This is a genomic window from Acinetobacter sp. CIP 101934, assembly GCF_000369585.1.
GTDB lineage: Bacteria > Pseudomonadota > Gammaproteobacteria > Pseudomonadales > Moraxellaceae > Acinetobacter > Acinetobacter schindleri.
Map to the genome: position 1 here is coordinate 1,232,210 of NZ_KB850094.1, position 25,789 is coordinate 1,257,998.

At 42.6% G+C, this 25,789-nt stretch carries 23 protein-coding genes and 1 tRNA gene; 19 read left to right on the forward strand and 5 right to left on the reverse strand.

From position 1 onward, the window contains the following. Positions 1 to 21: 21 nt before the first annotated feature. Positions 22 to 951 carry a LysR family transcriptional regulator gene (locus F899_RS06235; RefSeq protein WP_005221523.1) on the forward strand — a complete coding sequence of 310 codons (930 nt, stop codon included), beginning with the start codon at positions 22 to 24 and terminating at the stop codon, positions 949 to 951. Between the two features lie 60 nt (positions 952 to 1,011). Here the strand turns inward: F899_RS06235 and F899_RS06240 are convergent, their stop codons facing one another. Beyond that, a complete protein-coding gene (locus F899_RS06240) occupies positions 1,012 to 2,223 on the reverse strand; it encodes an aspartate aminotransferase family protein (protein WP_005221525.1) in 1,212 nt (403 codons plus the stop codon). A 198-nt stretch (positions 2,224 to 2,421) separates the two neighbouring features. Between F899_RS06240 and grxD the strand changes: the two genes are divergently transcribed. After that, a complete protein-coding gene (gene grxD, locus F899_RS06245; RefSeq protein WP_004810457.1) occupies positions 2,422 to 2,763 on the forward strand; it encodes a Grx4 family monothiol glutaredoxin in 342 nt (113 codons plus the stop codon). 93 nt (positions 2,764 to 2,856) lie between these two features. On the opposite strand, the gene F899_RS06250 is transcribed toward grxD, so the two are convergent. Next, entirely contained in the window at positions 2,857 to 5,529 is a 2,673-nt protein-coding gene (locus tag F899_RS06250; protein ID WP_005221528.1) for a Lon protease family protein, read from the reverse strand. Positions 5,530 to 5,725: 196 nt separating this feature from the next. Here F899_RS06250 and F899_RS06255 point away from each other — a divergent pair, with 196 nt between their 5' ends. The 4 genes from F899_RS06255 to rpmE all read left to right on the forward strand — a co-directional run bounded on the left by F899_RS06255 (position 5,726) and on the right by rpmE (position 9,844). Further along, on the forward strand, positions 5,726 to 7,888 hold the full coding sequence (locus F899_RS06255; protein ID WP_034434207.1) for an AmpG family muropeptide MFS transporter: 2,163 nt from the start codon (positions 5,726 to 5,728) through the stop codon (positions 7,886 to 7,888). A 1-nt stretch (position 7,889) separates the two neighbouring features. Continuing rightward, positions 7,890 to 8,291, forward strand: coding sequence for a lactoylglutathione lyase (gloA, locus tag F899_RS06260; RefSeq protein WP_004894086.1), 402 nt, complete (start codon positions 7,890 to 7,892; stop codon positions 8,289 to 8,291). Positions 8,292 to 8,438: 147 nt separating this feature from the next. Further along, positions 8,439 to 9,419 carry a bile acid:sodium symporter family protein gene (locus tag F899_RS06265; RefSeq protein ID WP_005221531.1) on the forward strand — a complete coding sequence of 327 codons (981 nt, stop codon included), beginning with the start codon at positions 8,439 to 8,441 and terminating at the stop codon, positions 9,417 to 9,419. A gap of 200 nt (positions 9,420 to 9,619) precedes the next feature. Further along, positions 9,620 to 9,844, forward strand: coding sequence for a 50S ribosomal protein L31 (gene rpmE, locus F899_RS06270; RefSeq protein ID WP_004782616.1), 225 nt, complete (start codon positions 9,620 to 9,622; stop codon positions 9,842 to 9,844). Positions 9,845 to 9,931: 87 nt separating this feature from the next. Here the strand turns inward: rpmE and F899_RS06275 are convergent, their stop codons facing one another. Genes F899_RS06275 through epmB form a run of 3 tightly spaced genes read right to left on the reverse strand, consistent with a single transcriptional unit; the run spans position 9,932 to position 14,877 of the window. Further along, on the reverse strand, positions 9,932 to 12,121 hold the full coding sequence (locus tag F899_RS06275; protein WP_005221533.1) for an EAL domain-containing protein: 2,190 nt from the start codon (positions 12,119 to 12,121) through the stop codon (positions 9,932 to 9,934). After that, entirely contained in the window at positions 12,103 to 13,848 is a 1,746-nt protein-coding gene (locus F899_RS06280; RefSeq protein ID WP_005221534.1) for a hypothetical protein, read from the reverse strand. The genes F899_RS06275 and F899_RS06280 overlap by 19 nt, the downstream gene beginning before the upstream one ends. Positions 13,849 to 13,860: 12 nt before the next feature. Beyond that, positions 13,861 to 14,877 (reverse strand): EF-P beta-lysylation protein EpmB, encoded by a 1,017-nt coding sequence (epmB, locus tag F899_RS06285; protein WP_005221535.1) that lies wholly within the window; start codon positions 14,875 to 14,877, stop codon positions 13,861 to 13,863. A 379-nt stretch (positions 14,878 to 15,256) separates the two neighbouring features. On the opposite strand from epmB, the gene efp reads away from it, so the two are divergent. The 13 genes from efp (at position 15,257) to F899_RS15915 (ending at position 25,662) form a co-directional block, all read left to right on the forward strand. Next, positions 15,257 to 15,826 carry an elongation factor P gene (efp, locus tag F899_RS06290; RefSeq protein WP_004810438.1) on the forward strand — a complete coding sequence of 190 codons (570 nt, stop codon included), beginning with the start codon at positions 15,257 to 15,259 and terminating at the stop codon, positions 15,824 to 15,826. A 170-nt stretch (positions 15,827 to 15,996) separates the two neighbouring features. Beyond that, positions 15,997 to 18,096, forward strand: coding sequence for a carbon starvation CstA family protein (locus tag F899_RS06295; protein WP_004894100.1), 2,100 nt, complete (start codon positions 15,997 to 15,999; stop codon positions 18,094 to 18,096). 10 nt (positions 18,097 to 18,106) lie between these two features. After that, positions 18,107 to 18,409, forward strand: coding sequence for a YbdD/YjiX family protein (locus tag F899_RS06300; protein WP_005221537.1), 303 nt, complete (start codon positions 18,107 to 18,109; stop codon positions 18,407 to 18,409). Between the two features lie 465 nt (positions 18,410 to 18,874). After that, on the forward strand, positions 18,875 to 19,834 hold the full coding sequence (locus tag F899_RS06305; protein ID WP_005221539.1) for an AAA family ATPase: 960 nt from the start codon (positions 18,875 to 18,877) through the stop codon (positions 19,832 to 19,834). 10 nt (positions 19,835 to 19,844) lie between these two features. Then, positions 19,845 to 20,750 (forward strand): DUF58 domain-containing protein, encoded by a 906-nt coding sequence (locus F899_RS06310; RefSeq protein ID WP_005221541.1) that lies wholly within the window; start codon positions 19,845 to 19,847, stop codon positions 20,748 to 20,750. Positions 20,751 to 20,760: 10 nt separating this feature from the next. Beyond that, positions 20,761 to 22,770 carry a transglutaminase TgpA family protein gene (locus tag F899_RS06315; protein WP_004894110.1) on the forward strand — a complete coding sequence of 670 codons (2,010 nt, stop codon included), beginning with the start codon at positions 20,761 to 20,763 and terminating at the stop codon, positions 22,768 to 22,770. A gap of 32 nt (positions 22,771 to 22,802) precedes the next feature. After that, positions 22,803 to 22,879: transfer RNA gene (locus tag F899_RS06320), tRNA-Val, on the forward strand. Positions 22,880 to 23,055: 176 nt separating this feature from the next. Beyond that, positions 23,056 to 24,255, forward strand: coding sequence for a tyrosine-type recombinase/integrase (locus tag F899_RS06325; protein WP_005221543.1), 1,200 nt, complete (start codon positions 23,056 to 23,058; stop codon positions 24,253 to 24,255). Positions 24,256 to 24,258: 3 nt separating this feature from the next. Next, positions 24,259 to 24,834: a hypothetical protein gene (locus tag F899_RS06330; RefSeq protein ID WP_005221545.1), complete on the forward strand. Its 576-nt coding sequence runs from the start codon at positions 24,259 to 24,261 to the stop codon at positions 24,832 to 24,834. Positions 24,835 to 24,915: 81 nt separating this feature from the next. Further along, a complete protein-coding gene (locus F899_RS06335) occupies positions 24,916 to 25,119 on the forward strand; it encodes a helix-turn-helix transcriptional regulator (protein WP_005221547.1) in 204 nt (67 codons plus the stop codon). Next, entirely contained in the window at positions 25,116 to 25,334 is a 219-nt protein-coding gene (locus F899_RS06340) for a helix-turn-helix domain-containing protein (RefSeq protein WP_005221556.1), read from the forward strand. The genes F899_RS06335 and F899_RS06340 overlap by 4 nt, the downstream gene beginning before the upstream one ends. Beyond that, on the forward strand, positions 25,331 to 25,534 hold the full coding sequence (locus F899_RS06345) for a hypothetical protein (protein ID WP_005221557.1): 204 nt from the start codon (positions 25,331 to 25,333) through the stop codon (positions 25,532 to 25,534). The genes F899_RS06340 and F899_RS06345 overlap by 4 nt, the downstream gene beginning before the upstream one ends. Beyond that, positions 25,531 to 25,662 carry a hypothetical protein gene (locus F899_RS15915; RefSeq protein WP_005221560.1) on the forward strand — a complete coding sequence of 44 codons (132 nt, stop codon included), beginning with the start codon at positions 25,531 to 25,533 and terminating at the stop codon, positions 25,660 to 25,662. Before F899_RS06345 ends, F899_RS15915 begins: the two co-directional genes overlap by 4 nt. The last annotated feature ends 127 nt before the right edge of the window (positions 25,663 to 25,789 follow it).

A 25,789-nucleotide genomic window follows, 5' to 3' on the forward strand; every position in this document is an offset into this window, starting at 1 on the left:
CATAAGTTTAGAGGGGAATTTATGTTAGATCAACTTCGAGCAATGGGCGTATTTGCTTGTGTTGTAGAGAAAAACTCGTTTAGCGGTGCTGCACGTGAACTGGGTATTACCACCAGTGCCGTAAGCCAGCAGATTCGATCGCTGGAGCAGGACATGGAAGTGATTCTCCTGAACCGTTCCACACGAAAATTGAGTTTGACTGAAGCAGGCCAGGCTTTTTTCTATAGCTGCCAGGAAATGTTATCCGCTGCTGAACGTGGCAAAGCCCGTATCAATGAGCTACGTGATGATCTGGTTGGTGACCTGCGTATCGTTGCAACTGCAGAACTGTGTTCAATGCATGTGATTCCGGCATTGTCGCACTGGATGGCTGCGCACCGTGGTTTGACAATGCAGTTTGAAACACAAGATCAACCGCTTGACCTGAAGGATGGTCGTGTTGATATTGAACTGCGCCTTGATCAAGTCATCGACGATAGCAATGTTGAAGTCGTTCCACTTATTCAGATTGAACAGATTCTGGTAACAGCTCCGAGTTACATCAATCAATCTGTTTTAATTACACAGCCGGATGATCTGAAGCAACATGACATTTTGTCACTCAGTCATTTGAACAATCATCAACAATTTTATTTCCAGCATGTCAATACAGCCCAAAAAGTTGAACTTGAACTGAGCTCACGACTAAACACCAATAATAGTATTGTGGCGAAGTCGATGTGTCTGCATGGCAATACCATTGCCCGCATGTCATATCTGGATGTACAAAAAGATTTAATAAACGGCTCTTTGATTGAAGTCCTGCCTGAGTGGAAATTACAACCATTTACGCTATATGCAGTCATGCCAAAACGTGAACAACAACCTATAAAAATTCTCCGTTGTCTTGATACCTTGAAACAATATTTTGGCCAGTTGTCTGGCGGACGTTTGTTGCAAATCGCATCATAAACTGCAAAGAATTAAAAAAGCCGCTTGATGCGGCTTTTTATGTTTCTGGCTTTTAAGAAATTAAGCCAGATATGCTTTAATCATTTTAACCAGACGTTCAATCAGTTGATCAGCCTGTTCCTGAGTAATGTTCAGGGTAGGCAGCAGACGTACCACATTGCCTGCAGTTACGTTGATAATGGTTTTATATTCATCACGCGCGATATCTACCAGTTCGCCACATGCTTTTGGCAATTCAATACCAATCATCAGACCAAAACCACGAACAGTGACATTCTGATCACCAAGCTGGCTACAAAGTTGCTCAACGATATAAGCACCTTTTTCTGCTGCATTCGTCACGATATTTTCTTTTTGCATAATATCAAGGATGGTATAAACAATACGTGAACCTAGTGCTGTACCGCTGTAGGTTGAACCATGGTTCCCGGCAGTTAAAACACCAACACCACGTCCTTGGGTCATCACCGCACCAATCGGAAAACCATTACCCAGACCTTTTGCAGTGGTCAGTACATCTGGAACAATGTTGGTATGTTGATATGCAAAATATTTACCGGTACGGCCATTACCTGTCTGAACTTCATCCAACATCATCAGCCAGTTATGCTGGTTGCACAGTTGACGGATTTCTTCCAGGTAGCTGAAGCCTTGTGGTGCAGTATTGACACCGCCTTCACCTTGAATCGGTTCAACGAAAACAGCTACGATGTCAGGGTGATTAATTGCTGCTTCCTGAATCGCTTCGATATCACCAAATGGTACGCGGATAAAGCCTTCAACCAGCGGTCCGAAACCTTCCTGAACTTTTTTGTTACCTGTCGCTGAGAGGGTAGCCAAAGTACGACCGTGGAAAGAGTGGTCAGCCACAATGATTTTTGGTGTAGCGATGCCTTGCATATGGCCAAATTTACGTGCAATCTTGATTGCACCTTCATTGGATTCTGCACCGCTATTCGAGAAGAAAATTTCTTCCATGCCTGAAACTTCAGCCAGTTTTTGTGCAGCAGCAGTCTGCCATGGTACTTCAAACAGGTTGCTGGTGTGAATCAGGGTGGTGGCCTGTTCAGCAATTGCTTCAGCAAGTACCGGGTGGGCATGACCCAGCCCACATACTGCAATTCCGGTCAGAGCATCTAGATACTCAGTACCATCTTCAGTATAAAGATAAGCACCTTGTCCTCGGACAAAACTGATCGGCTGACGGCCAAATACCGGCATCAAGTGTGAAGGTTGATCAGTTTGCACAGGAGCAAGGGTAATATTCTTCATGACTAACTCTTATCTGTTAGGTGGATTGAAAATTGAAGTCATAGATGCCATATATAGACATAACGACAGGACCTATATAAGCAAAATCTCAAACAGAATAAAAGCTGAATTGTAAATAAAACATGAAATATTATTTTAGACATACTGTTTTAGTTCATTTTGAGTATAATGCGAAGCAGATTTATTGAGGATATATCAATGACTGAACAAGCACGCGATACAGAAGCGTTAATTCGTGACCAAATTGCCAAACACGCAGTACTTCTTTATATGAAAGGCACACCACAATTCCCACAATGTGGTTTCTCTGCTCGTGCGGTTGAAGCACTCAGTCAAATTGGTCGTCCATTTGCTTATGTGAATATTCTGGAAAACCCAGACATTCGCGCAACTCTTCCAGTTATTGCGAACTGGCCAACTTTCCCACAATTGTGGATCAATGGTGAATTGATCGGTGGTAGCGATATCATGCTCGATATGTTCCAGAAAGGTGAATTGAAGTCTTTAGTTGAACAATACAGCCCGGCACCTGAAGCTTAATAGATTTATTAGACTTGCAGATGTTAAAAAGCGCTTCCAGAGAAGCGCTTTTTTATGACTGAAATTTAACACTTAAAATGGAAAAGGGCAGGATTAGTTTTCTGCCTTATTCTCAGAGGTTTCAGATTGTTCCAGTTCTTTTGATTCAGCCGCAAGTGCTGCTGCAAGCGCATCTGGATCTGCCTGAATATCCTTTACTGGTGCTTTGTCTTTTTTCTTTTTCTTCTTTTTTTTCTTTTTCTTTGGCTCTTCTTCCTCAAGCTCGGCACCATCTTCAATAGCTTGCCAGTAATCCAGTTGCTCCATCACCGCAGCATAAATTGAATGCTTGCTATAGCGGCCTTTCTTGTCCAAGGTACCGACTGGACGTGCCATTAGAATTTCCAGTGCTTGATCGATGGTATCAATCGCATGAATATGGAACTGACCTGCTTCAACTGCTGCAATTACATCTTTACGCAGCATCAGATGCTGCATGTTTTGACGTGGAATAATCACACCTTGCTTGCCAGTCAAGCCTTGCAATTTGCAGGCATCGAAGAAACCTTCAATCTTGGCATTTACCCCACCAATTGGCTGTACCTGACCGAGCTGGTTCATGGAACCGGTAATCGCCCAAGACTGGTCAATTGGCAGCTGGCTAATGGCTGAGATCAATGCAGAGAGTTCAGCCACAGTAGCACTGTCACCATCCACCTGACCGTAACTTTGTTCAAACGCCAGAGCTGCAGAGAAGTGCAGGGTTTGTTCACGACCGAAATGCGCTTTCAGGAAAGATGCCATCAGCAATACGCCTTTGGCATGTAGTGAACCACCGAGTTCCACGCTGCGCTCGATATCCAGAATGTCACCACCACCTTGATAGACCGATGCAGTTAAACGTGAAGGTAAACCGAATTCAACATCCGCATAGTGAATCACGGACAAGGCATTGATTTGACCAAGACGATGGCCACGTGTCTCAATCAGCTGGGTACCACGAGACAGATCTTGCCAATATAACTCACGTAAATAGCCTAAGCGATATTTGCGATGATCCAGGGCAGTGTTGATGTGTTTTTCTGAAACCATTTTGTCATCAGCTTTAAAGGCATGATGATGCGCTTCACGAATCAAATCCCCCAAAGTCAGCGCATGTAATGACAAGGAGCTTTGGTCTTCAGCCTGACGGCTTGAATCAGTCAATAAGGCAGCCAAAGCAGAACGGTCAAAAGGCAACAGTTTGTCTGCCTGAACATAATCTGCAATGAGCTGCATATAAGCCTGCTCATTTTCGTCATTACGTTGTAATGTATCTGTAAAGTCAGCACGGATTTTAAAAATACTGCCCAGCTCAGGTTCGAGCTCCAGAATTTCATAATAGATCTCTGGTTCAGCTAGTAACACGATCTTGATATCAAGTGGAATTGCCGCTGGCTCAATTGAAATACTGCCAGTTAACGTTAGCATATGTTCTAAAGAAGACAGTTTCAGCTGACCAGATTTCAATGCACGTTTTAGGCCTTGCCATGCATACGGTTGTTCTAAGAGTTGCTCGGCTTCAATCATCAGAAAGCCGCCATTGGCACGATGCATTGAGCCTGGACGGATCAAGGTGAAGTCAGTGGTAATCGTACCGTTCTGGGTTAACTGTTCTACATGACCGAGCAGGTTGTAATGGGTTGGGAAATCTTCAAAGATCACCGGTGCACCACTGTTTGGTTTATATGTCACAATGACATTGGCCTGATAACGGGACGGCACACGACTGAACAGGCCAGGAGTAAAGTCATCTTCTTCCTGTTCCAGCACAATCTCGACATTATTAATGATGTCTTCCGCATAGAATTTCAGATATTTATCCAGGCCTTCCACATCTTTAAATTTAGCCAGCATCTGTTCAACACGCGGTACAACCACCTGTTTGGCAATCTCACGGTTGAGTACCTGTACACGGTCACGGGCATCATCTTCCAGATCACCGAGGTGCAGGCCCAGGCGTTCCAGTTTTTTATCCATGTAACGCATGTTGGATGCAATTTCAGCACGATCTTTATTGCTCAGTGCATTCAGATCATCTTGTGTCATTTCCTGTAACTTGTCATCTTTGAGATGAACCGGTACAAAACAGTGCTCATCATTGCGAGAGATTAGCTTTAGATCGAATTCTTCACCTTCACGGGTCAGTTCAATCAGCGCTTGCTGCTGTTCATCACCGGTTTGCTGACGGATCATCTCAATACGGCTGTAATAGGTTTCCGCAGTAAAACGACGTTCCAGCTGTTTAAGAATGGTTTGCCAGCTTTGATGCAGCATCGCCTGAAATTTAGGACCTTGACCTGCAGGAAACTGCAATGCAATCGGCTGGCGGGAATTCTGGAAATTATTAACATACACCCAGTCATTTGGTGTTGCTACTGTTTTGGCATGTTGCTGTAGCAGACGTTTGACCATGGTGCGCTTGCCAAGACCTGCGGTTCCGACAGCAAAAATGTTATAGCCTGAATATGGCAGGGCAATCCCGGCTTCAACTGAGGCACGTGCACGATCCTGACCAAGAAAATTATTGAGTGGTTTAATACGCTTGGTCGACGCCGGAATTTTATCCAGTTTTGGAATATGTGTCAGTTGCGTGGGCTGCAAGCGGGTTTTTTCAAGAGTAGGTTGTATTTCGCTTTGTTCAAATGCTGTCTTTAATAGTTCAGCATGGTTTTGTTGTGCAGTTAGGGTAGTGTTAATCGTATTGGCGGTTATTGAAGAATGAATTTGATCGAGTCTCTGGGTCACTGTTGATGTCCAAAACGAAATAGTGCATTAATGATTTAAGGTATACAGAATTAGCCGGAAAATTCAAGCCAACATGTCGCTTTTGACGTAAAAAAATAAAATGATCTATGCAGAGAAAATGGTAAATCTTGTTGAAAGATCCTGTATTAAAGGATTGAATAGCAGCTACTGGTTTTTTGCGGAAAATAATAAAGCAATGACAACACAAACGACGGGTTGGAAATCCGCCTTTACAGCTTTCTTGGATCGGCGTGCGCTGATCATGCTGTTTCTGGGTTTTTCAGCCGGTGTGCCGATTCTCCTGATCTTTTCAAGTCTGTCTCTCTGGCTCGGTGAAGCGGGTATTAGTAAAAGTGCAGTAACTTTTTTTAGCTGGGCTGCCTTGGGTTATTCCTTTAAGTTTGTCTGGGCACCACTGATTGATGAACTACCAGTGCCATTCCTGACTAGGGCTTTAGGTCGACGTCGTGCCTGGTTGCTGATCGCACAAATTCTGATTGTCTGCGCGATCTGTATTATGGCTTTTTCAGATCCGGCTTTAGGACAACTACATCTTCAGCAGATGGCGCTTGGTGCAGTCTTGCTTGGCTTTTCCGCAGCAACTCAGGATATTGTGATTGATGCCTACCGTATTGAACTGGCAGAAACCCAGATGCAGACCGTGCTGGCTGCAACTTATAACGCAGGCTACCGTATTGGTATGATTGTCGCTGGTGCGGGCGCATTGTTCCTTGCTGCTTACTTAGGTACCGCAAAAGGTAACTATATTTATGATGCTTGGAAGTGGACTTATCTGGCGATGGCGGCTGTAATGCTGGTGGGGATTATCACGACGTTATCAATCCGTGAACCGCAGGTCGATCGTGTGCGTAAACACTATGTGCGCAGTGATTATTTCCGCCTGGTCGGGGTGTTTTTTGTCGCGGTCATCAGCTTTGTATTGAGTTATGTATATTCAGGTAATCTGGTGAGCATGTTGACTGAACAGTTTGCCATTCAGGATACCTTTGCATTATTTACTTTTGAATCTTTGCGTTTTATCGGATCTGGTGCAGTCGCATTTGGTGTGGGTACCGCCTTGGTGAAACTGGGTGCGGTGAATCGGGAAATGGCCTATGAAACCTGGGTCAATCCGGTTGCGGATTTCTTCAAGCGCTATGGCCTAAAACTGGCTTTGGTCCTGTTATTGCTGATTGGTTTTTATCGTGTTTCAGACATTATTGCTGGTGTAATTTCCAATGTGTTCTATCAGGACATGAACTTTAGCAAGGAGCAGATTGCTGAAGCAGTGAAGGTTTATGGGGTAATCTTTTCCCTCTTAGGTGGTTTCCTGGGAGGATTATTGGCCCAGAAAATGAATATCATGAAGCTGATGTTTGTCGGTGCCATTCTGGCCTGTTCTACCAATCTGATCTTTATTGGTTTGGTTAAATCCGGGCAACAGCTAAATCCGGTAGATATTCAGGTTGGACAGCAACGCTATCAGGCAGACACGGATGAAGTCGGTTACTGGAAAGTGAAAGTACCAGTACAGGTACTGGCTGATGCCAAGCAGATTCAGGTTCAGGCGGCTTATGCCAATGCTAATACGACTGATAGTACAGTTAGCCTGTCCATGCCATATTTGCTGCAGACTTCAGGTAATGCACAGCTGCAGATTCTACCAATTACCAGCGACAATACCCTTCATGCTAATGAAGAAGGGAGTATTGTGGTTCGTGGTCAATATGTCGGTGAAGCTTTACAAGATAATCAGAAGATCATTTATGAACTGAATGATGAGCGTTTTGAAGCCAAGCTGGAAGAACAGGGTGTGTTTAGTACAGCTATTCCAGCAGAAAAACTGAAATCTGCGCCAGCGCATTTAATCAGTGCGGTACTGATAGAGGATGAGCGAGCTGTTCAGCAAGTGACACATGTCTATCAGACGAGCAATGATGCTAAAAATACCAAGATGCTTGATATCGATATCCAGCCACTGGTTCCTGTGGATGTGAATCGTAATACTGATATTGAAGTGACAGGCAAGGTAATCAAGCCATATAGCGATGCCTGGCTGTATTTTGCGATTATCGTCGATAACCTGGCTGCCGGTCTGGCAGGTGCAGCATTTATTGCCTTCTTATCCAGCTTGACCAGCGTATCTTTCACTGCAGTCCAATATGCGATTTTTAGCTCACTTATGACACTAACCCCTAAGATTTTAGGGGGATATTCAGGTACTATAGTCACCAATATCGGTTATCCGAACTTCTTCCTGATGACCACATTGATCGGGATTCCGATTCTCATTTTAGTGGTCTGGGTTGGAAAATTACTCGGTGAACACCAACAACAATCTGGCAATAAGGATGAATAATATGCGCATGCTGCATACCATGTTACGTGTAGGCAATCTGGAACAGTCATTAAATTTCTATACTGAAGTGCTTGGTATGACTTTACTTCGTAAGCGTGATTATGAAGAAGGTCGTTTCACTCTGGCATTTGTAGGTTATGGTGATGAAAAGAACCATACCGTGCTCGAGCTGACACATAACTGGGATACAGACAGTTATGAACTTGGCAATGCTTATGGCCATATTGCGATTGCAGTCGATGATGCTTATAAAGCCTGTGAAGAAATCAAGGCTCGTGGCGGCAAGGTGGTTCGTGAAGCAGGTCCAATGAAAGGCGGTGTAACCGTTATTGCATTTGTCGAAGATCCAGATGGTTATAAAATTGAACTGATTCAGCAGGACCACAACGCACGTAACAACTAAGTGTTAATTAGATAGCATGATATATGAAATATATTCATGTGTAGATGAAAAGATTACATCAATCTGAGTGCATAGCCTGGGCCCGGTATCTGTTAAGATAGCCGGGCATTTTTATATCAAACAATAAAATTTAAGGGATGAAGGGATATGCTTAAGTTATTGGCATTGGACCGTTTTACTATACTGCTTTTTATAATGGTGATACTTGCCAGTTTTGTTCCGGTATCAGGACAGGCGGCTGAAGTCTTTTCATCTATTACCACGATTGCTATTGCTATCTTATTCTTTCTGCATGGTGCCAAGTTATCACGTGAGGCCGTAGTTGAAGGATTGATGCACTGGAAGCTACATACCTTGGTGTTCGCATTTACTTTTGCGCTGTTTCCTATAATTGGTCTGTTGGCCAAGCCGGTCCTGGTTCCGTTATTGGGTCAGGAGCTGTACTGGGGCTTCCTGTTTATGTGCTTCCTGCCATCAACAGTACAGTCTTCGATTGCCTTTACTTCAGTGGCACAGGGTAATGTCGCCGGTGCAGTGTGTAGTGCCTCATTTTCCAATATTGTCGGTATGTTTATTACCCCGGTATTAGTAGCCTTTTTTATTTTGGGTCAGTCACAACATGGTTTTGATCCCACCTCATCCATTATGCAGATCACTTTACTGCTTCTGGTGCCGTTTATCCTTGGACAAATTCTGCGTCCTTGGGTATTTCCACAAATGAAGAAAATGCCAGAAATTGTTAAGGTTTTTGATCAGGGTTCGATTCTCATGGTGGTGTATGGCGCGTTCAGTAGTGCTGTTGTGGCAGGGCTGTGGCATCAGGTAAGCTTATCGACCTTATTACTGCTCATTATTGCCTGCTCAGTCTTACTGACTTTGGTGATGCTGCTGGCCCTGTTTGTGCCACGCTGGATTGGTTTTGATAAAGCGGATCAGAAAACTATTTTTTTCTGCGGTTCCAAGAAAACTTTAGCCAGCGGCGTGCCGATGGCACAAATTCTGTTTATTGGTCAGCCAATTGGCATGATTGTATTGCCGATCATGATTTTCCATCAGATTCAGCTGATGGTTTGCGGCATTGTTGCCAATATGTGGGCCAAACAGGTTGCAGTTAAAACTGAAGAATAATTCGCTTATTAAATTTGTTTCACGTATAATATTGCCCAACTTGTTGTGCTTAGCTCTGACGGTATCCGTCTCGGTGGGCCAAAAGAATGGTCTGTTGTGGTGTTGATCTGCCTGAATTTGATTCTGGCCTTTTCTCAGTTTCTGAGAGTGATCAATTGCGATGACAGCAAAACCTTCTTGATCTTTATGGAGAATCGACCATGCGCGCCGATATTCACCCAAAATATGAAAAACTAGTTGCTACTTGTTCATGTGGTAACGTAATCGAAACTCGTTCAGCTGTTGGTAAAGAAACGCTTTACCTAGACGTATGTTCAGCTTGCCACCCATTCTACACTGGTAAGCAAAAGAACGTTGACACTGGCGGTCGTATCGACAAGTTCAAACAACGTTTTGCTGGTATGTCACGTTCTGTTAAACGTTAATACCCAAAATGAAAAAAACGGGCAAATTGCCCGTTTTTTTGTGCCTGAAATTTGTGGATTTACAATATTCAGGCTTTTTACAGAAGCTTAGCGCTCCTGTACATCAATTAAATGATCCAGTTTTTTCTGGAAGTAATCACCTTGAATGAAGCGTGCATCGACATTCCAAGCATTAGCAAAAGAAGTCATATCATTCAGTTCACGTAACAGGAGATAAACCGGTTTGATTTCCAGGTATCGAGTGATTTTTTCCTGAAGTTCCTCGGTGTTGGAATTCAATTGTGCAGTGAGCTGTGGATGGATCGTTAAGGCATTTACATCCATTTCACGGAGCAAGGTTTCACTATACATCGAATTGCCGAATTCACGAATTGCAATCTCTGCGCCATGGTCACGCAGAATACGGATATATTTCTGCGCATCCTCGCGGTTCAGAATCAGATCCTCTTCAGCAAATTGTAAAGTGAGAGGATGCTTTAATTTACTGCGAATAATCGTAATCAGCTTGGAGATAAACTCAGGAAAACTACGGTCTTTGAAGAGCACGGCACGATTCAGGTTTACGATCAAGCGGGCTTCAGGATATTGGGTGATAAAGTTATGCAGTTGCTTGCAAGACTCAACCAGAATCCAGCGATCTAGCTTGATTGAAAGTTCATCATCTTCACGCAGTTCCAGCAGCTTGGAAATATCCTGCCATTTATTTTCAAAAATAAAACCGCTGGTAACCTCATAGGTATACAGATTGCTATCTTCCTTGTCATACAGCTGCTGATATTTCAGATGGATTTCGCCACGCTCCAAGCATTGACGCAGTGCATGCAGGATTGAACCTGGCATCGCTACAGGTGCTGCGGCTGTAGCTGGTGTTACAGGCGTTGGAACTGGTGCAGATACTGGACTAGAGGCTGACTGGGCTGCAGCTGATTCGGCAATACTGAACTCCAGACTTGGAACAGCTTCTGCAGGTGCAAGCATATCCGATGGAATATCCAGCACAAATTCGGAAGACTGTTGTGCTTGAGGTAATGGTGTAGAGAAGGCACGAGCAATATGCTGATCCAGCTGTGCCTCATCATGTAGTTCACCGTCGAGTTTGGTATAACCGATGCGTAAGTTCAGAGAGCAGGTCTGCTGATTGACTGTAATCAACTGCGGTTTGGTTAATGCAGCTAACCCAATCAGTTTAGATTCCAGAATTTCCTGAGAATCGGCCTGAATGACACCGACCAGGACATCATGTTCCAGTTTAAACAGCGATACACGAACCTGTTCTTTCAGGAAGTTCTTAACTTCATGGAAGTAGCCTGTGTAGATCGCCCAATCTGCATTGAGAATTTGAGACTCATAAGCAGCAAAAGAGAAGGTGATCAATGCATTGGCATTGGCAGGCTCGCGGTTCAGCTCGCGTTTTAGTAATTGTAACGTACTTGGCTTGACTGCTGCTTTTTCAGTTGTTGTAGCAGATTGAGTTTTCGCAGTATCAATCGTTAGCTGTAAAGCATCTTCTTCACTGGTAGAAGCCAGGAACTCAAGCTTGAGGGGGTTGACTGCAGCAATCTTTGGATTGGTTGAATGAATTTCAAAACCACCCAGCTCGAACTGACCTTGGGAAATTTTCTTAAAACGGGTCTTAAATTCGTTTAGATCTTGTGGCTGTAACAGATCGAGTAAAGGCAAACCGATAATGTCATCTTCAGAATTCAGGCCAAACAGTTTCAGGTAATCTTCATTGGTCTGAATGTGAATGCCTTCCTGAATGGTGGCTACCGCTTTGTTACTGTCCTCAACCAGTAATTGTGCCTGAGTTTGTACTGTTTCCAGCTCTTCTATTAAATGTTGCTGCGACTGGGTCAGACGGCTGAAAGACAGGGCACGTACCAGACCGAGGTAAAAGCGTTCTGGATATTCCAGATTCAAAATGTCATACACACCTTTCTGGATATAACCGGTATATTGATTAGCCTGATAGTCATCAGGTTTAAGCAGCAGAATCGGCAAGTTTGGCTGTTTCGATAGGCGTACCAGACTGAGTGCCTGTTCATATTTCAGGTCATACGCACGGCCAAAGATGATCAGGTCCCAGTTGAAATTCAACTGCTTTTCAAAGTTCTGCAGGTCATCCAGTAGAACTGCATCCACCTGATATTCATTGGCGGTCAACAGATCACGAATCTGGTTAAATCTAATTTGATTATCATCAATAATCAGTAAACGTGTTTCTGTACGTTTTAACTTTTTAGACAATAATGGATTTCTCACTTCAATGCTTCCCATAAGTCGTGATTATTGATTTCATTCATTTGCTTGTGAATAAAGCCTTTAATGATCTGTTCTTCCTGATCATTCAATAATTCATAGTCAAATCGAATAAAGCTTTGTGTGATCAGCTGTGCTTTGGTCAGATAGATTTTTATTTCACGACCATCAACACGCAGGTGAATCGTCTGTTTTTCCCTAAACATCTGTACACCTGACACAATAACACTATTCGAAATCTGATCTAGTTGGGTTATCTGTACCAGTAAAGCTGGCTGATAATTTTTCAGATGACGGTCGGTCCGTGCATAAACTGCACATGGGAACAGGTCTTGCGCCAGAATTTCCAAGCCTAGTTCCAGACTTTTTTCTGTTGACTGTTTGATCCAGCGGATCACACCACCACGCCATTGGCTTTGGGCATTTTCCTGAACCAGAATAAATTCGCCGGTTTTCAGATTCGATGGGGTAAAGCCGGTCCACTTAATCCGGTAACCATTGACGCTGATGTCCAGCACTTCGGCATGGTGAATCTGCTTGGCTTCACGATCTAAGGCTTTGATATGACTAAATGAACCTGGTACGGCATTTTCTGATGCACTGATAAAGCTACTTTCACTCTGGAAGTTATAGCCGCCTTCAACATCTAGGGTTTCATGGAAGTTTTTGCCCTGAGACAGATAGAAATGTGCAGCAGACAAACCAAAACAGATATTGATATGCGCTGAGTATTCATAACGCTCATGACGACGTTCCATGGTTGTGGTCAACAGGTTATAAATATGAAAATGCAGCGCTGGGGTGAGGAACAATTTCTCATTACGCGACAGATACTGGGCATTTTTGGTTTGTGTACCCGCCAGATGTTCCATCAGGTTCTGAGTGGCAATAAATATGCTCGGCTTGAAATGATCATTCAGACGCGAGTTATATACCGGTGGCAAGTCTTTGCTGCTATCGACTGCATAGCGGGACAGGGTAGTCTCTTTAGGTAAAACCTGAACCAGTTTGGCCCAGTCAAAACTGCAAAGATACAATCCCTGAATTTCTGCCGGTCGGATTTGATGAGTATTGAAGATTTCCAGCAGGATCAGCTGTGCATACGCATTCGAAATATTCTGTAGCTCATGCTGAGTACCCAAGACCTGATTGATATTGCTCTGATGGAAATTATTTTGCATTGCAATTTCAAGCAGCTGATGAGCTGCAAGCCATTGGCCCATCACTGGCTTGCCATACAGCATATGCTGTTGATACAGCAGCAGGCTGAGCTGTTGTAAGGCATAGTAAATCGAAACCATACGTGCTGTGGTCAGACTTTTCTTTTTTCCCAGTTTAAATAAGGAAAAACTGCTGTGATTCAGCTCATGATTACAGCGCTTGGCAATATCAATATAGGCCTTGGCAAAATGACTACGCAGCAGCATTGCCAGTTCAATAATCTGGTCATTACGGTCAGTAGTAATCAGGCCTTGATTAACAAAGTGTTTTTCCAGGCTGGTCAGTACATTTTCAAGAGTCGGATGCAGTACCTGAATTAGGTCAAAACGCAGGGTTTCAGAACACTTCAGTTCAGAGATTTCCAGTAGGGCACTGAACAAGGACTTGGAGGATGTCCCCAGTTGCAGGATCGAAATTCCTGCCACCCATTCCTGCAAGGCTTTTACATTGGCTGGACAAAAGCTCAGTTGATCCAGTTTAAGTTCCGTCGGCGTTTGAAAAATATCTGAATTATGTTTACTCATTTATTATTTAACTCAAAATGTTGAAACCCCAAAAAGCGGTGTCTTATTTTTTTCGCCCGCAATTTCCCGAACAAGTTTAGGTACCAAATACCCGGGTAAGTTCGCTAAAACTTCTGTATAAATCTCGTTTATATGCTTAGGTGACAAATCAAAATGATGCGCCCCTTTTACTTTATCAAGTACATGTAAATAATACGGCATCACTCCGGCTTCAAACAAGCGATAACTTAAATCGACCAAAACTGGTGCAGTATCATTTACTCCTTTGAGTAACACTGCCTGATTAAATACGGTAATCTGTTGCTGAACCAACTGATTCAGTTTGCTACAGGTGTAATCATCCAGCTCAGATGCATGATTTGAGTGTACCACCAGAATAATACGTAGCCTACTGTTTTTTAACATGCTTGTCAGCTCGTCATCGATTCGGCTTGGGATTACAATCGGAACTCGTGAATGTATTCTTAAGAATTTAAGTTGAGTTAAAGTTTCCAGACGTTCAATCCAGAGTTTTAATTTCCGGTTAGAAAGAGTGAGTGGATCACCACCACTCAGGATCACTTCATTAATATCTGGCTGGCTTTGCAGATAGCTTTTAATATTTTCCCAATCTTCATTCTTGGGTAAATTTTCTTGATAAGGAAAGTGACGTCTAAAGCAATATCGGCAATGTACCGCACAGGCTCCGGTCAGGGTCAGCAGAAAACGCGACTTATATTTATGCAGGACGCCTGGCTGCTGGTTAGCCTGTTCTTCACCCAAAGGATCAGTAACAAAACCCGGATACTCTTCCAGTTCCAGATGATGTGGCAGGACTTGCAGTAACAGGGGGTCAAGTGGATTACCAGTCTGCATTTTGCCAACGAAAGCACGTGGTACCCGTAACTTGAATTGTTCTGATGCCAGAATTGCGCCAGAAAGTAGCTGCTCAGGTGAGAGTGTCAGTTGTTGTAATAATTCCTGCGGATTTGTGATCAAGTCACTCAGTTGTGACTGCCAGTTTTGTTCCTGATAGAAAAAGTCTGTCATGTGGGAAGAATAAAAGTAAAAGTGGAAGCGATGAAGCTGAAGCGATTAGTTTAACAGTTTATATATAGTATGAATGTGCTTGTATTGGATAAAGTTTGACATATTAGTTGAGCAGATTATATAAAGCTTTGTCTTAATGATCAGCAGATGGTAGGGCCTGAATAATTTGTTCATTGATATGTCTGACTGTAACTTAGTCAGTGAAGGTCTGTTAAATAGGAATTTTTCGTTGCGGCATGGTGTATTGGTCATTTAGAATACGCAACATTAAATGAATGTGCATGTGGCAACTACATGTTCGTGTCAGACTTGCTAAATGACATTGCAACAGCCCATAGCATCAATAGATTAAAGTTAGTAAGTTTGGAGTGTGCCAGTCATGGCCTATTATTCTACGAATGATTTCAAGTCAGGCCTTAAGGTTATGCTTGATGGTAACCCATGTTCAATCATGGAAAACGAATACGTAAAACCAGGTAAAGGCCAGGCCTTCAACCGCGTAAAATTACGTAACCTTAAATCAGGTAAAGTGTTAGAGAAAACATTTAAGTCTGGTGACTCACTAGAAGCTGCTGACATCGTAGAAGTAGAAATGGAATACTTGTACAATGATGGCGAAATGTGGAACTTCATGGATCCAGTATCTTTTGAACAGATTGCAGCAGACAAAATCGCGATGGGCGATGCAGCAAAATGGTTAAAAGACGACTCTAATGAAAAATGTACCATCATGCTTTGGAATGGCGTTCCTTTAACAGTGAATGCACCAAACTTTGTGGTATTGCAAATCGTTGAGACTGATCCAGGTGTACGTGGTGATACTTCGGGCGGTGGCGGTAAGCCAGCGAAACTGGAAACAGGTGCGGTAGTACGTGTTCCATTATTTGTTCAGCAAGAAGATAAAGTTCGTGTTGATACGCGTACAGGTGAATACCTAGAACGTGCATAATGGTCTGAAAATAGACTATTATCAAAGGGGATGATGAAAATCATCCCCTTTTTTATGCCAAAGTCTTAGAGGCAACAAAAAAGAACAGGCGTAAAGTCGCAAGGGAAAACAGCAGTACCTCGAACAAAAAGAATCACGCTGATTTAAATGCAACAGATATGAGGGATTGAATGGAAACTTTACAACAGAAGTCGAGCATGACTTCGAAAATTATGTGGCTCCTTGTAGCCATTGTCGGGGCAGTATCCTTTGGGATTCTTGCACTTAGCCGTGGAGAGCATGTCAATGCGGTCTGGCTGGTGCTGGCAGCTGCCTGTGTATATAGCATTGCTTACCGTTTTTATAGTTTATTTATTGCCAATAAAGTTTTTGAACTGAATGAACGCCGTTTAACGCCTGCCCATCGTCTGGCTGATGGTCTGGACTATGTACCCACCAATAAAGGGGTGCTTTTCGGTCATCACTTTGCCGCGATTGCCGGTGCAGGCCCACTGGTGGGGCCAATTCTGGCAGCACAGATGGGTTATTTGCCTGGGACCATTTGGTTATTAGTCGGTGTGGTACTTGCCGGTGCAGTTCAGGATTTTCTGGTCCTGTTTATTTCAACTCGTCGCGATGGTCGTTCACTTGGTGAAATGGCCAAACAGGAACTAGGTACTTTTGCCGGTATTATTGTCATGCTCGGTGCCTTAGGCGTGATGATTATCATCTTGGCGGTATTGGCGCTAGTCGTTGTCAAAGCTTTAACCAACAGCCCATGGGGTGTATTCAGTATTGCTGCGACGATTCCGATTGCAATATTTATGGGTATTTACATGCGCTTTATCCGACCAGGACGAATCGCAGAAGTCTCCATTATTGGTTTCGTGTTGATGATGCTCGGCATTATCTACGGTGAAACTATTGCTCAACATCCATATTGGGGTCCATTCTTTACTTTGTCAGGTACTGAACTGACTTGGGCATTGATTATCTACGGTTTCATTGCTTCTGTATTGCCGGTATGGTTGCTACTTGCACCGCGTGATTACTTATCTACCTTCCTGAAAATTGGCGTGATTGCGGGTCTGGCGATTGGTATTCTGTTCGCGATGCCAGAAATGAAACTGCCAGCAATTACCAAATTTATTGATGGTACTGGTCCTGTATTTGCAGGTTCCATGTTCCCATTCCTGTTTATTACCATTGCCTGTGGTGCGATTTCCGGTTTCCATGCACTGGTTTCATCAGGAACCACACCAAAGCTGGTCAACAACGAACGCGATATCCGTATGATCGGTTATGGCGGTATGTTAATGGAATCTTTTGTGGCGATCATGGCCCTGATCTGTGCTGCGATTCTGGATCCAGGCATTTACTTCGCGATTAACTCGCCAGTCGCATTACTTGGTACTACGGCAGAAAGTGCAGCAGAAGCAGTACGAACCCTTGGTTTCGTAGTAACTCCTGAAGCCTTGACTTTGCTGGCGCAGGAAGTCGGTGAAAACTCGATTCTGTCGCGTACTGGTGGTGCACCGACTTTCGCGATTGGTATGGCACATATCATTACCGAAATCTTCAATAGCCGTGAAATGATGGCATTCTGGTATCACTTTGCGATTCTGTTTGAAGCATTATTCATCCTGACTGCTGTTGATGCCGGTACTCGTGCCTGTCGCTTTATGGTGCAGGATACCGTGGGTATCGTGATTCCTGCAGTAAAACAATCGCATAACTTCTTTGGAAACCTGTTGGGTACTGCGGTTGCAGTTGCAGGCTGGGGCTTCTTCGTTTATCAAGGCGTGGTCGATCCACTCGGTGGGATTAACAGCTTATGGCCACTGTTTGGTATCGGTAACCAGATTCTGGCTGCAATGGCACTTATTCTGGGTACTGTGATTCTATTCAAGATGAAAAAGCAGAAATATGTCTGGGTGACGATTATTCCGACTGTATTCCTGTTCATTACCTCAATGACTGCAGGCTGGCAAAAGATTTTCCACGAAAATCCGAAGATTGGTTTCCTTGCGCAAGCTGACCGTTTTAACACGGCAATTGCCAATAATGAAATTCTGGCACCAGCAAAAACCGTGGCTGAGATGCACACAGTGGCATTGTCGAATCAGATCAATGCGGGTCTATGTGCTTTCTTTATGATTGTTGCTTTCGTCATGCTGTTTGCTGCAATTGGTGTGATTCGCCGTGCTTTAGCAAATCCGGAACCAACTGTACATGAAGCTGAAGCGATTTATCGCGATCCTGCTGAGATCAAACCTACAGCACATCACTAAGGAAACTGGTATGAATCTGAAATTTGCCAAAGGTGGAAAAGCGATGATCTACAAGATCATTAAAATGACCGTCATGTCGCAAAAGGATTTAATCCTGAACCCGAAAAACTGGTCACGTATTGCGACGCTATGGCAACGTTTGCAGCAGAGTTTCCGTTTGATGGTTGGAGTGCCGGATTATCAGACCTATCTGGAACATATGAAAAAACATCATCCAGATTTGGAAGCGATGGATGCTAAAACTTTCTATCGTCATTGTGTGGATGCACGTTATCCCTCTGCTGGCGGTGGCATGAAAAAATGTCCATGTTAAGGAATCAATAAAAAGAGCGCCTTTCGGGGCGCTTTTTTTTACATTTTATAAAATCTAGAGAGATTAAATATTAGATGGTTATACAAGTCTATGCGCTGATTTATATTTATCATCAAGTTTAAACTTTATACAAATAACTCAAAAATATACTTTTAAGATATGGCTTTTATACCTGTAAAAAATATGAATAATCAATTCATTTCATAACTTTGGAAATGTAGAGCAACCCAATTAGATTGCTTGAGGCAATTTATCTTTATTGAAGGATTAAACTATATTTCAATCAGCTTCTAACTTGAGAAAAGTTAATTAGCAAGATTAAAACGTTTAAATAAACTGTTTTTTATTGAATATTTCTGATGATTAGGTAAATGACTCAGTGTAAAGATATATTATTGATCTTTAGTGCGGTTTAAATTCAGTGTATGTTAATTACAAGTATCTATTTTAATGAGAAAATTTGTGATGTGGGGCATAAAGCAAAAAGCAAATCATGATATAGCGCACATAAATACTCAGCTTGAACAGCAGATTGCCAGCTATGCTCCCAGTATTGAAAAATTCCTTAAAGAAATTAATGCAATTGTGCTGGATAAACAGGCACAAACCCGACTGGCATTGTGTTGCCTGATAGCTGGTGGACACGTTCTGTTTGAAGATTTGCCGGGTTTAGGTAAAACCACATTGGCAAGCAGTCTATCTCATCTTGCCGGCTTAAAGTTTCAACGGATTCAGTTTACCAATGACATGCTGGCCAGCGATGTAATTGGCATCAACATGTTTAATCAGAAAGAACATCAATTTGAGTTTAAACAGGGTCCAATCTTTACCCAGATTCTTCTGGCAGATGAAATTAACCGTTGCAGCCCCAAAACCCAAAGTGCTTTGCTGGAAGCGATGGAAGAAGGTTATGCGACAGTCGATGGAGTACGTTATGCCTTGCCTAAACCATTTTGGGTGATTGCAACACAGAATCCATTATTCCAGAGCGGAACGTATGCTTTGCCAGAATCCCAGCTAGATCGGTTCTTGATGCGTTTATCTTTAGGTTATCCATCCCGACATGCAGAAAAACTGTTATTGCAGCAAGAATCCCGCTTTGCCCTGATTGCCACCTTGGCGCATGTGTTCCGTGAGGAGCAAATTTTAGAGCTGCAGCGACTGGTCAATCAAATCTATATCAGCGAACCCATACAGGAATATTTGCTAGATCTGACTGAAGAAACCCGAAAAAACCGTTATGGATTATCAACACGTGGCTTATTGGCATTGAAACGGGCAGCTCAAGCACATGCTTTGATTGAGAATCGTGCTTTCGTCACACCGGATGATGTACAGGCTGTGTTTGTGGCAGTGGCTTCGCATCGTTTAGGATTGAGTGAGGCAGAAACCTTAAATCTCATGCAGCAAGTGGCGATAAGCTAGGAGCCAGATCTTGGGAAAGTTTTGGCAGAACTGGTTAAGTAAACGTTTTCAGTTTGCACAGCAAAAACAGCTCTCACAACGTGATGTGCTGGTCTTTATCTATCAGCAGGGCTATCTGTATCTGGTACTCATTTTCATCACCTTTATTGCAGGTGTAAATTATGCCAATAACCTGATTCTAGGTTTTTGCTTTCTGATCAGTGCCGTGCTGTGTATCAGTTTTTATCTGACTTTTAAACAGCTGCACGGATTGAGTATCGAACTGCTTACAGATGAAATCGGGCAGGTGGGACACGACCTGAATCTGCATTTCCATTTTCAGCAACCGGTCGCACAATCACGATATCTGTATATTCAGGCAGGTGAACAGCTTTATAAGGTATTGGTCAATCAGACCAGGCAAAAATTTAGCCTTTCCTTTTATGCTGAACAGCGTGGAAAGTTTGTTTATCCAGCAATCCAGATTTATTCAGTCTATCCTTTTGGACTGGTAAGAGCTTGGACCTATCTTTATCACCAGCGCTTTGCCTGGGTAGCACCGAAAGCCCAGTATTCGACTGCTGAAAATAAGCAACATTTGCCAAGTTTTGAGCCAGAAATGGATGAGTTTCGAGAACTACGAAGTTATCAGGCAGGGGAATCATTGCAGGCTGTTTCCTGGAAACAGGTAGCGCGTGGGCAGGGTTTATATATTAAGGTTTTTGAACAATATCAGAACCAGCACAGTATAGAGATTCATTATGCACATATGCCAAGCCCATCGCATGAAGAAAAGCTGGAATGGATGATGGGGCTGGTCGAACAATGTGAACAACAGCAATTGGCCTATAGCCTGCATTTGCCCCATGTAGAACTGGCTTCAGGTTATGGCGCTGAACAGATGCATCAGGCCAAACTCTTATTGGCACAGGCTTAAGAGGATAGACATGATGAATGCAAATATCCGCACAGCCATTTTGCTCAGTCTCAGTTTAATTCTGGTTGTACAGGTGAGTTATTTGCCTGCAGGACTCAGCATCATCTTTGCCCTGATGCTGGTATTGCTCTGGCTGAATCTGAGAAAGCAAAAGACTTTTCCTAAAAAATGGACCCTGTTGCTGACAGTCGTAGCACTTGCAGTTATTTATTTTACGCATCAAAGTTTTTTGGGTGTAGATGCAGGTGTTGCCGTGCTCTCCACTTTCTTATTTGCCAAGGCTTTTGAAACCCGTACTAAACGTGACCTGATTATTTTATTTAACTTTGCCCTGTTTGTGGCGGCGAGTACTTTCCTGTATAGCCAGTCTTTTATCATGGCTTTTGGGATTCTGCTGTGCTTACTAAGCTGTTTCATTGGCTTATATCGTATTCAGGTAGGTGAATTTGAGCAGGATTTACAGGCTCAGGAGAACGCATTAAAACAAGATGTTAAACATGTCGGCAAATTTGTACTCTATGCACTGCCATTTTTTATTTTACTCTTTATCTTTTTTCCACGTTTGCCACCGATGTGGCATATCCCCATTCCTGAAAATAAAGGGGTCACCGGAATTAGTGACAGGATGTCTCCGGGGGATATTGCACAGTTATCTCAGTCGAGTGCATTAGCATTTCGAATTATAGGCGATGTAAGCAAGCTACCTCCACGTGCAGAATTATACTGGCGTGCCTTGGTATTAGATGAATATGATGGTCAAACCTGGACCAGTAGTGCAATCAATCAGCAGCCACAAATCCGCCAACAGAATGATTCTGCCTCATTGGCATCGGGCTGGGATTATCAGTATTTGGCTTCAGATCCGTCCGTACTCTGGGTGATGGGATTGGATAAATCAGTCCCTTTAGAGCGTCGTTATTATAACCGTTATGATTGGGGAATTGTACCGCGTCGTTTAACTCAGCGCGTGGAACCTGTTCAGCTTCGCTGGGTAGGAACAGAAGTAGAGCAGCCTAATTTAAATACTAACTATCTGCAATATATAAATACCCGAACCCCTGCTCAATATAATTCTCAAACTCAGGCACTGGCGGCAAATTTAGTGAAACAGAGCGAGGGTAGTCAACAGCGCTATATCCAAAATGTGTTGAACTGGTACCGGGCGAATAATTTTGTATATACCTTAACTCCAGGAACATTAGGCCAAAACCGGGTGGATGAATTTCTGTTTAATGCGCGCCGTGGTTTCTGTGAACATTATGCCTCCAGTTTTGTCATGCTGATGCGTTATGCAGGAATACCAGCACGTGTGGTCACGGGGTATCAAGGTGGTTCACTCGCACCTGATGGTAAGAGTTGGGAAGTGCGCCAGATGGATGCGCATGCCTGGACTGAAGTCTGGGTGAACCAGCAATGGCAGCGGATTGATCCTACTGCCATTATTGCCCCACAACGTATTGATAATGGTATGCAAAACTTGATGTCTGAAAATTCAGCAGTTTTAGGTGAGGGTAGAACATGGACAACACAGCAATATCAGTTTATGACCAAGTTGAGGATATGGAGTGACTATGCCAGTTATCAGTGGCAAAGTAAGGTGGTCGGTTATAATGCAGATTCACAACGCAGCTGGATGTCTAAACTTGGCTTGAACTCTGCTTATGCAGCTGTGTGGATACTTATAATAGGTATTGCATCTTTGATCGCATCTTATTTCTTATGGATTTATATTCAAAAGCGAAGACAGAATTCACCATTCGAGCTAGCCATAGAGCAGCTTAATCGTTCCCTGCTTATTCAGATGCGTAAGCAACCGGCTGAAACATTTAAACAGTGGATGCTTCGAATATCAGCTTCCTTAAGCTCAGATCAGGTTACGTCTTTTTATGAAGCTATACAAATCTATGAGAGAAATCAATTTTCAGCTTATAAGCCTGACCAAAAGGATATTAATAAATTCAGATACTTGCTTAAAAAATGTGCATATACACTGAAAAATAAAGGAAAAAACTTGTCTTAAGATTCAAAAATTTATAATATGCGTAACATTCTAGGTGTATAGCTCAGTTGGTTAGAGCGCTACGTTGACATCGTAGAGGTCTCCAGTTCGAGTCTGGATATACCTACCAAGACACTAAAATCATATGTTGTTACATAGCTTCATATAGTAAATAAAGCCCTGAATTATAATGATTTAGGGCTTTTTTATTGCTTTTCTTAAAGATACATAACTTCGCTTATAGTTTAAAAATATGTACACAGTCATGTACACTTTGTTGAAAATATAACTCATGTGTACAAGGTTATGAAAAGAAGCGAAATAAAGAAGCGCCCATTATCACCAGCCGTATTGGATGGATTAGAACCTGAAGAAAAAGAATATCGGGAATTAGATGCTAACGGATTATATTTTCGGGTACAGCCAAGCGGTAAAAAATCATGGTTGTTTAGATATAAAAAAGAAAATGGTAAATGGTCATGGTTGAGCATTGGCTCATATCCAGCGATTAAGGCGGTTGTTGCTAGAAAAAAGGCGGCAGAATTTCAGGAAAATATCTATGCTGGGGTGCAGCTTGAAACCAAGCAGAAGATTAAACAAAACAAGATTGAACAGGAAAATTTATTATTCAGTGTTTTGATGAATGACTGGCTTGCAACTAAGGACGGCAATTGGGATACAGTCACCTATGACAAAGCAGTGAAGTCAATCAATAGGCACATTATTCCAGCGTTTGGAGAGCGCAACTATTTAGAAATAGCACCGCATGAATGGTTAGATTTTTTTAGAGGTTTACAGGAAGATTTAGGCATTTATACGCAGGTTGAGAAATTGCGCTCATATTGTAGAAGCGCATATAACCTTGCCAAGTTTAAAAACAAGATCGAATCTAATCCTCTTGATGGTATGACAGAGTTTTTAAACAAGGGCGACAGGGGCAATATGAAATATGTTGAACTTGATCAAGTGGGCAGATTAATAAAAGCAATTAGGCGGCACCCATCAAGACCAGTGGCAATAGGTTTAGAGTTGTTGGCGCTATTATTCCCTAGACCCTCAGAACTCCGGGAAGCCGTTTGGGATGATTTTAATTTAGATCAAGCCGAGTGGATTAAGCCAGCCGAGAAAACAAAAACAGGTATTGTTCACGCTGTACCATTGCCACGACAGGCAGTTGAATTGCTCAGAGAGTTATACACCTATAAAACAGAATCAGAGTTTTTATTTCCTAGCCGTGACAGTTTAGAAAAGCCGATAAGCAACATGACGTTTAATGTTGCGTTAAATCGCTTGGGCTATCAAGGGCGACAGAATCCGCATGGTTTTAGACATATTGCCAGCACCGCATTAAATAATAAATTTAGTGACAAGTCACAGGTCATTGAAGCGTGTCTAGGTCACATCAAAAAAGGCGTAAAGGGTAAATATGATAAGGCACAGCACTTTGATGAACGTATAGAAATCATGCAGTGGTGGGCAGATGAACTGGATCGGATGGTGGGGTGAGAGATGAATGACCAAGAAGCAAAAAGAATGCTTGAAGCTATTAACTTATTTAAAGAGTTGGATTTTTCACAATATGACGCTGAGAGCATTCAGCCATTACTGGAGCCATTTAGAGAATATGAATGCGAATCAAACGATATAATGATCGACCCTTTAATGATTTTTGCTGGTTATAGTGCAATACATGAGCAAAAAATAAAATATGAAAAGGGGGATAAGCTGGCTTTGGCTTATGCGATACAGATAGCAGCACAGCATAATTTAATTATGCCTAAGTGGTTATCCGGGGCAGTAGTGAAAAGAATTAGAGATGTTACTAGCTATGAAGTTAGAGATTGGTCAGATATTTTTGGCAGTGTATTAAAAAAAGGGCAGCGTATCGAGAAGTTAAGAAAAATTAGGAAGCTGCCCTGGAGAATTAAAAAGGATTTTGATGATGCTAAAAAAGCAGGGCAAAGCACAAATGATGAATTTGCTTATCACTTGGCAGAAAAATATAGCATCAATCGTTCCGAGGTTTGGGAGCTTAAAAAAATCGCTGATAATTGGTATAAAAAAATTACTCCAAATAAAAAGTGAATTTCTCAGAGTAACTTTAATTCGTATATGTGAATAATGGGATGTACCACTTCAAACGAAGTTATACACAGGTACATTCAAATGCTTATCAAAAAATCAGAAACATGCACTCGACTAAGCCTAACTGCTGATGGTTTGCGAAAACTGCAACTCAAAGACCCCACCTTCCCAAAACCCATAAAGCTAGGTAGCAGCAAACAAGCCCCAGTGTTCTTCGATATTAAAGAGCTGGAGCAATGGCTGGAGCTAAAAAAAGCAGAACGAGCTGGGGAGTTTGAAGCATGAACAGCACTCAATTAAAGCAAGTCCTGGCACACCTCAAGCAAGGCAAAACTATTTCCCAGGCTGAAGCTATCGACCTTTTCAACTGCTACCGCCTGAGCGCAATTATTCAGCGTTTACGAAATGCAGGTTACGACATTGTGACCCACTACGAGCGCAATAATTCAGGCATTGGTAGACATGCACGGTATGAGCTTATTAAAGAGGTGGCGGCATGAGCGAAATTATAGATTTTAAATCTGAAACTCAAGCCGATAGCCAACCTATGACTGATGACGAAATGCGGTTAGCCAATATCTACGATGTTGCAGTCGGTTTAATTATTGAGATTGAGGAAGGCTGTGTTTTCTCAATGGCAGAAATAAAAGAGCAAATGATTGAAGTGCTAGAAATCATACAAGAGGAGTTTGATGTATGAAAAACAATCATAAGCACTATCTGAAATCGCTTGTTGAATACATGAAGCCACTGGCAGCAGAAAGCCACTATTTTAAAAACTTCAAATTATCCCAGCAGCACCAGGGCATTAAAGGTGGGAAAAAATGAAACTATTTGAAAAATTCACATTGCAAAGACCTGATCATATTGGTTATAGTTCCCTTGCTTTGTGCAAAATCACAAAGTTAGCTTTAGCAGGCTATAAATCTCAACAGGCGTACAGCCCACTTTCTAT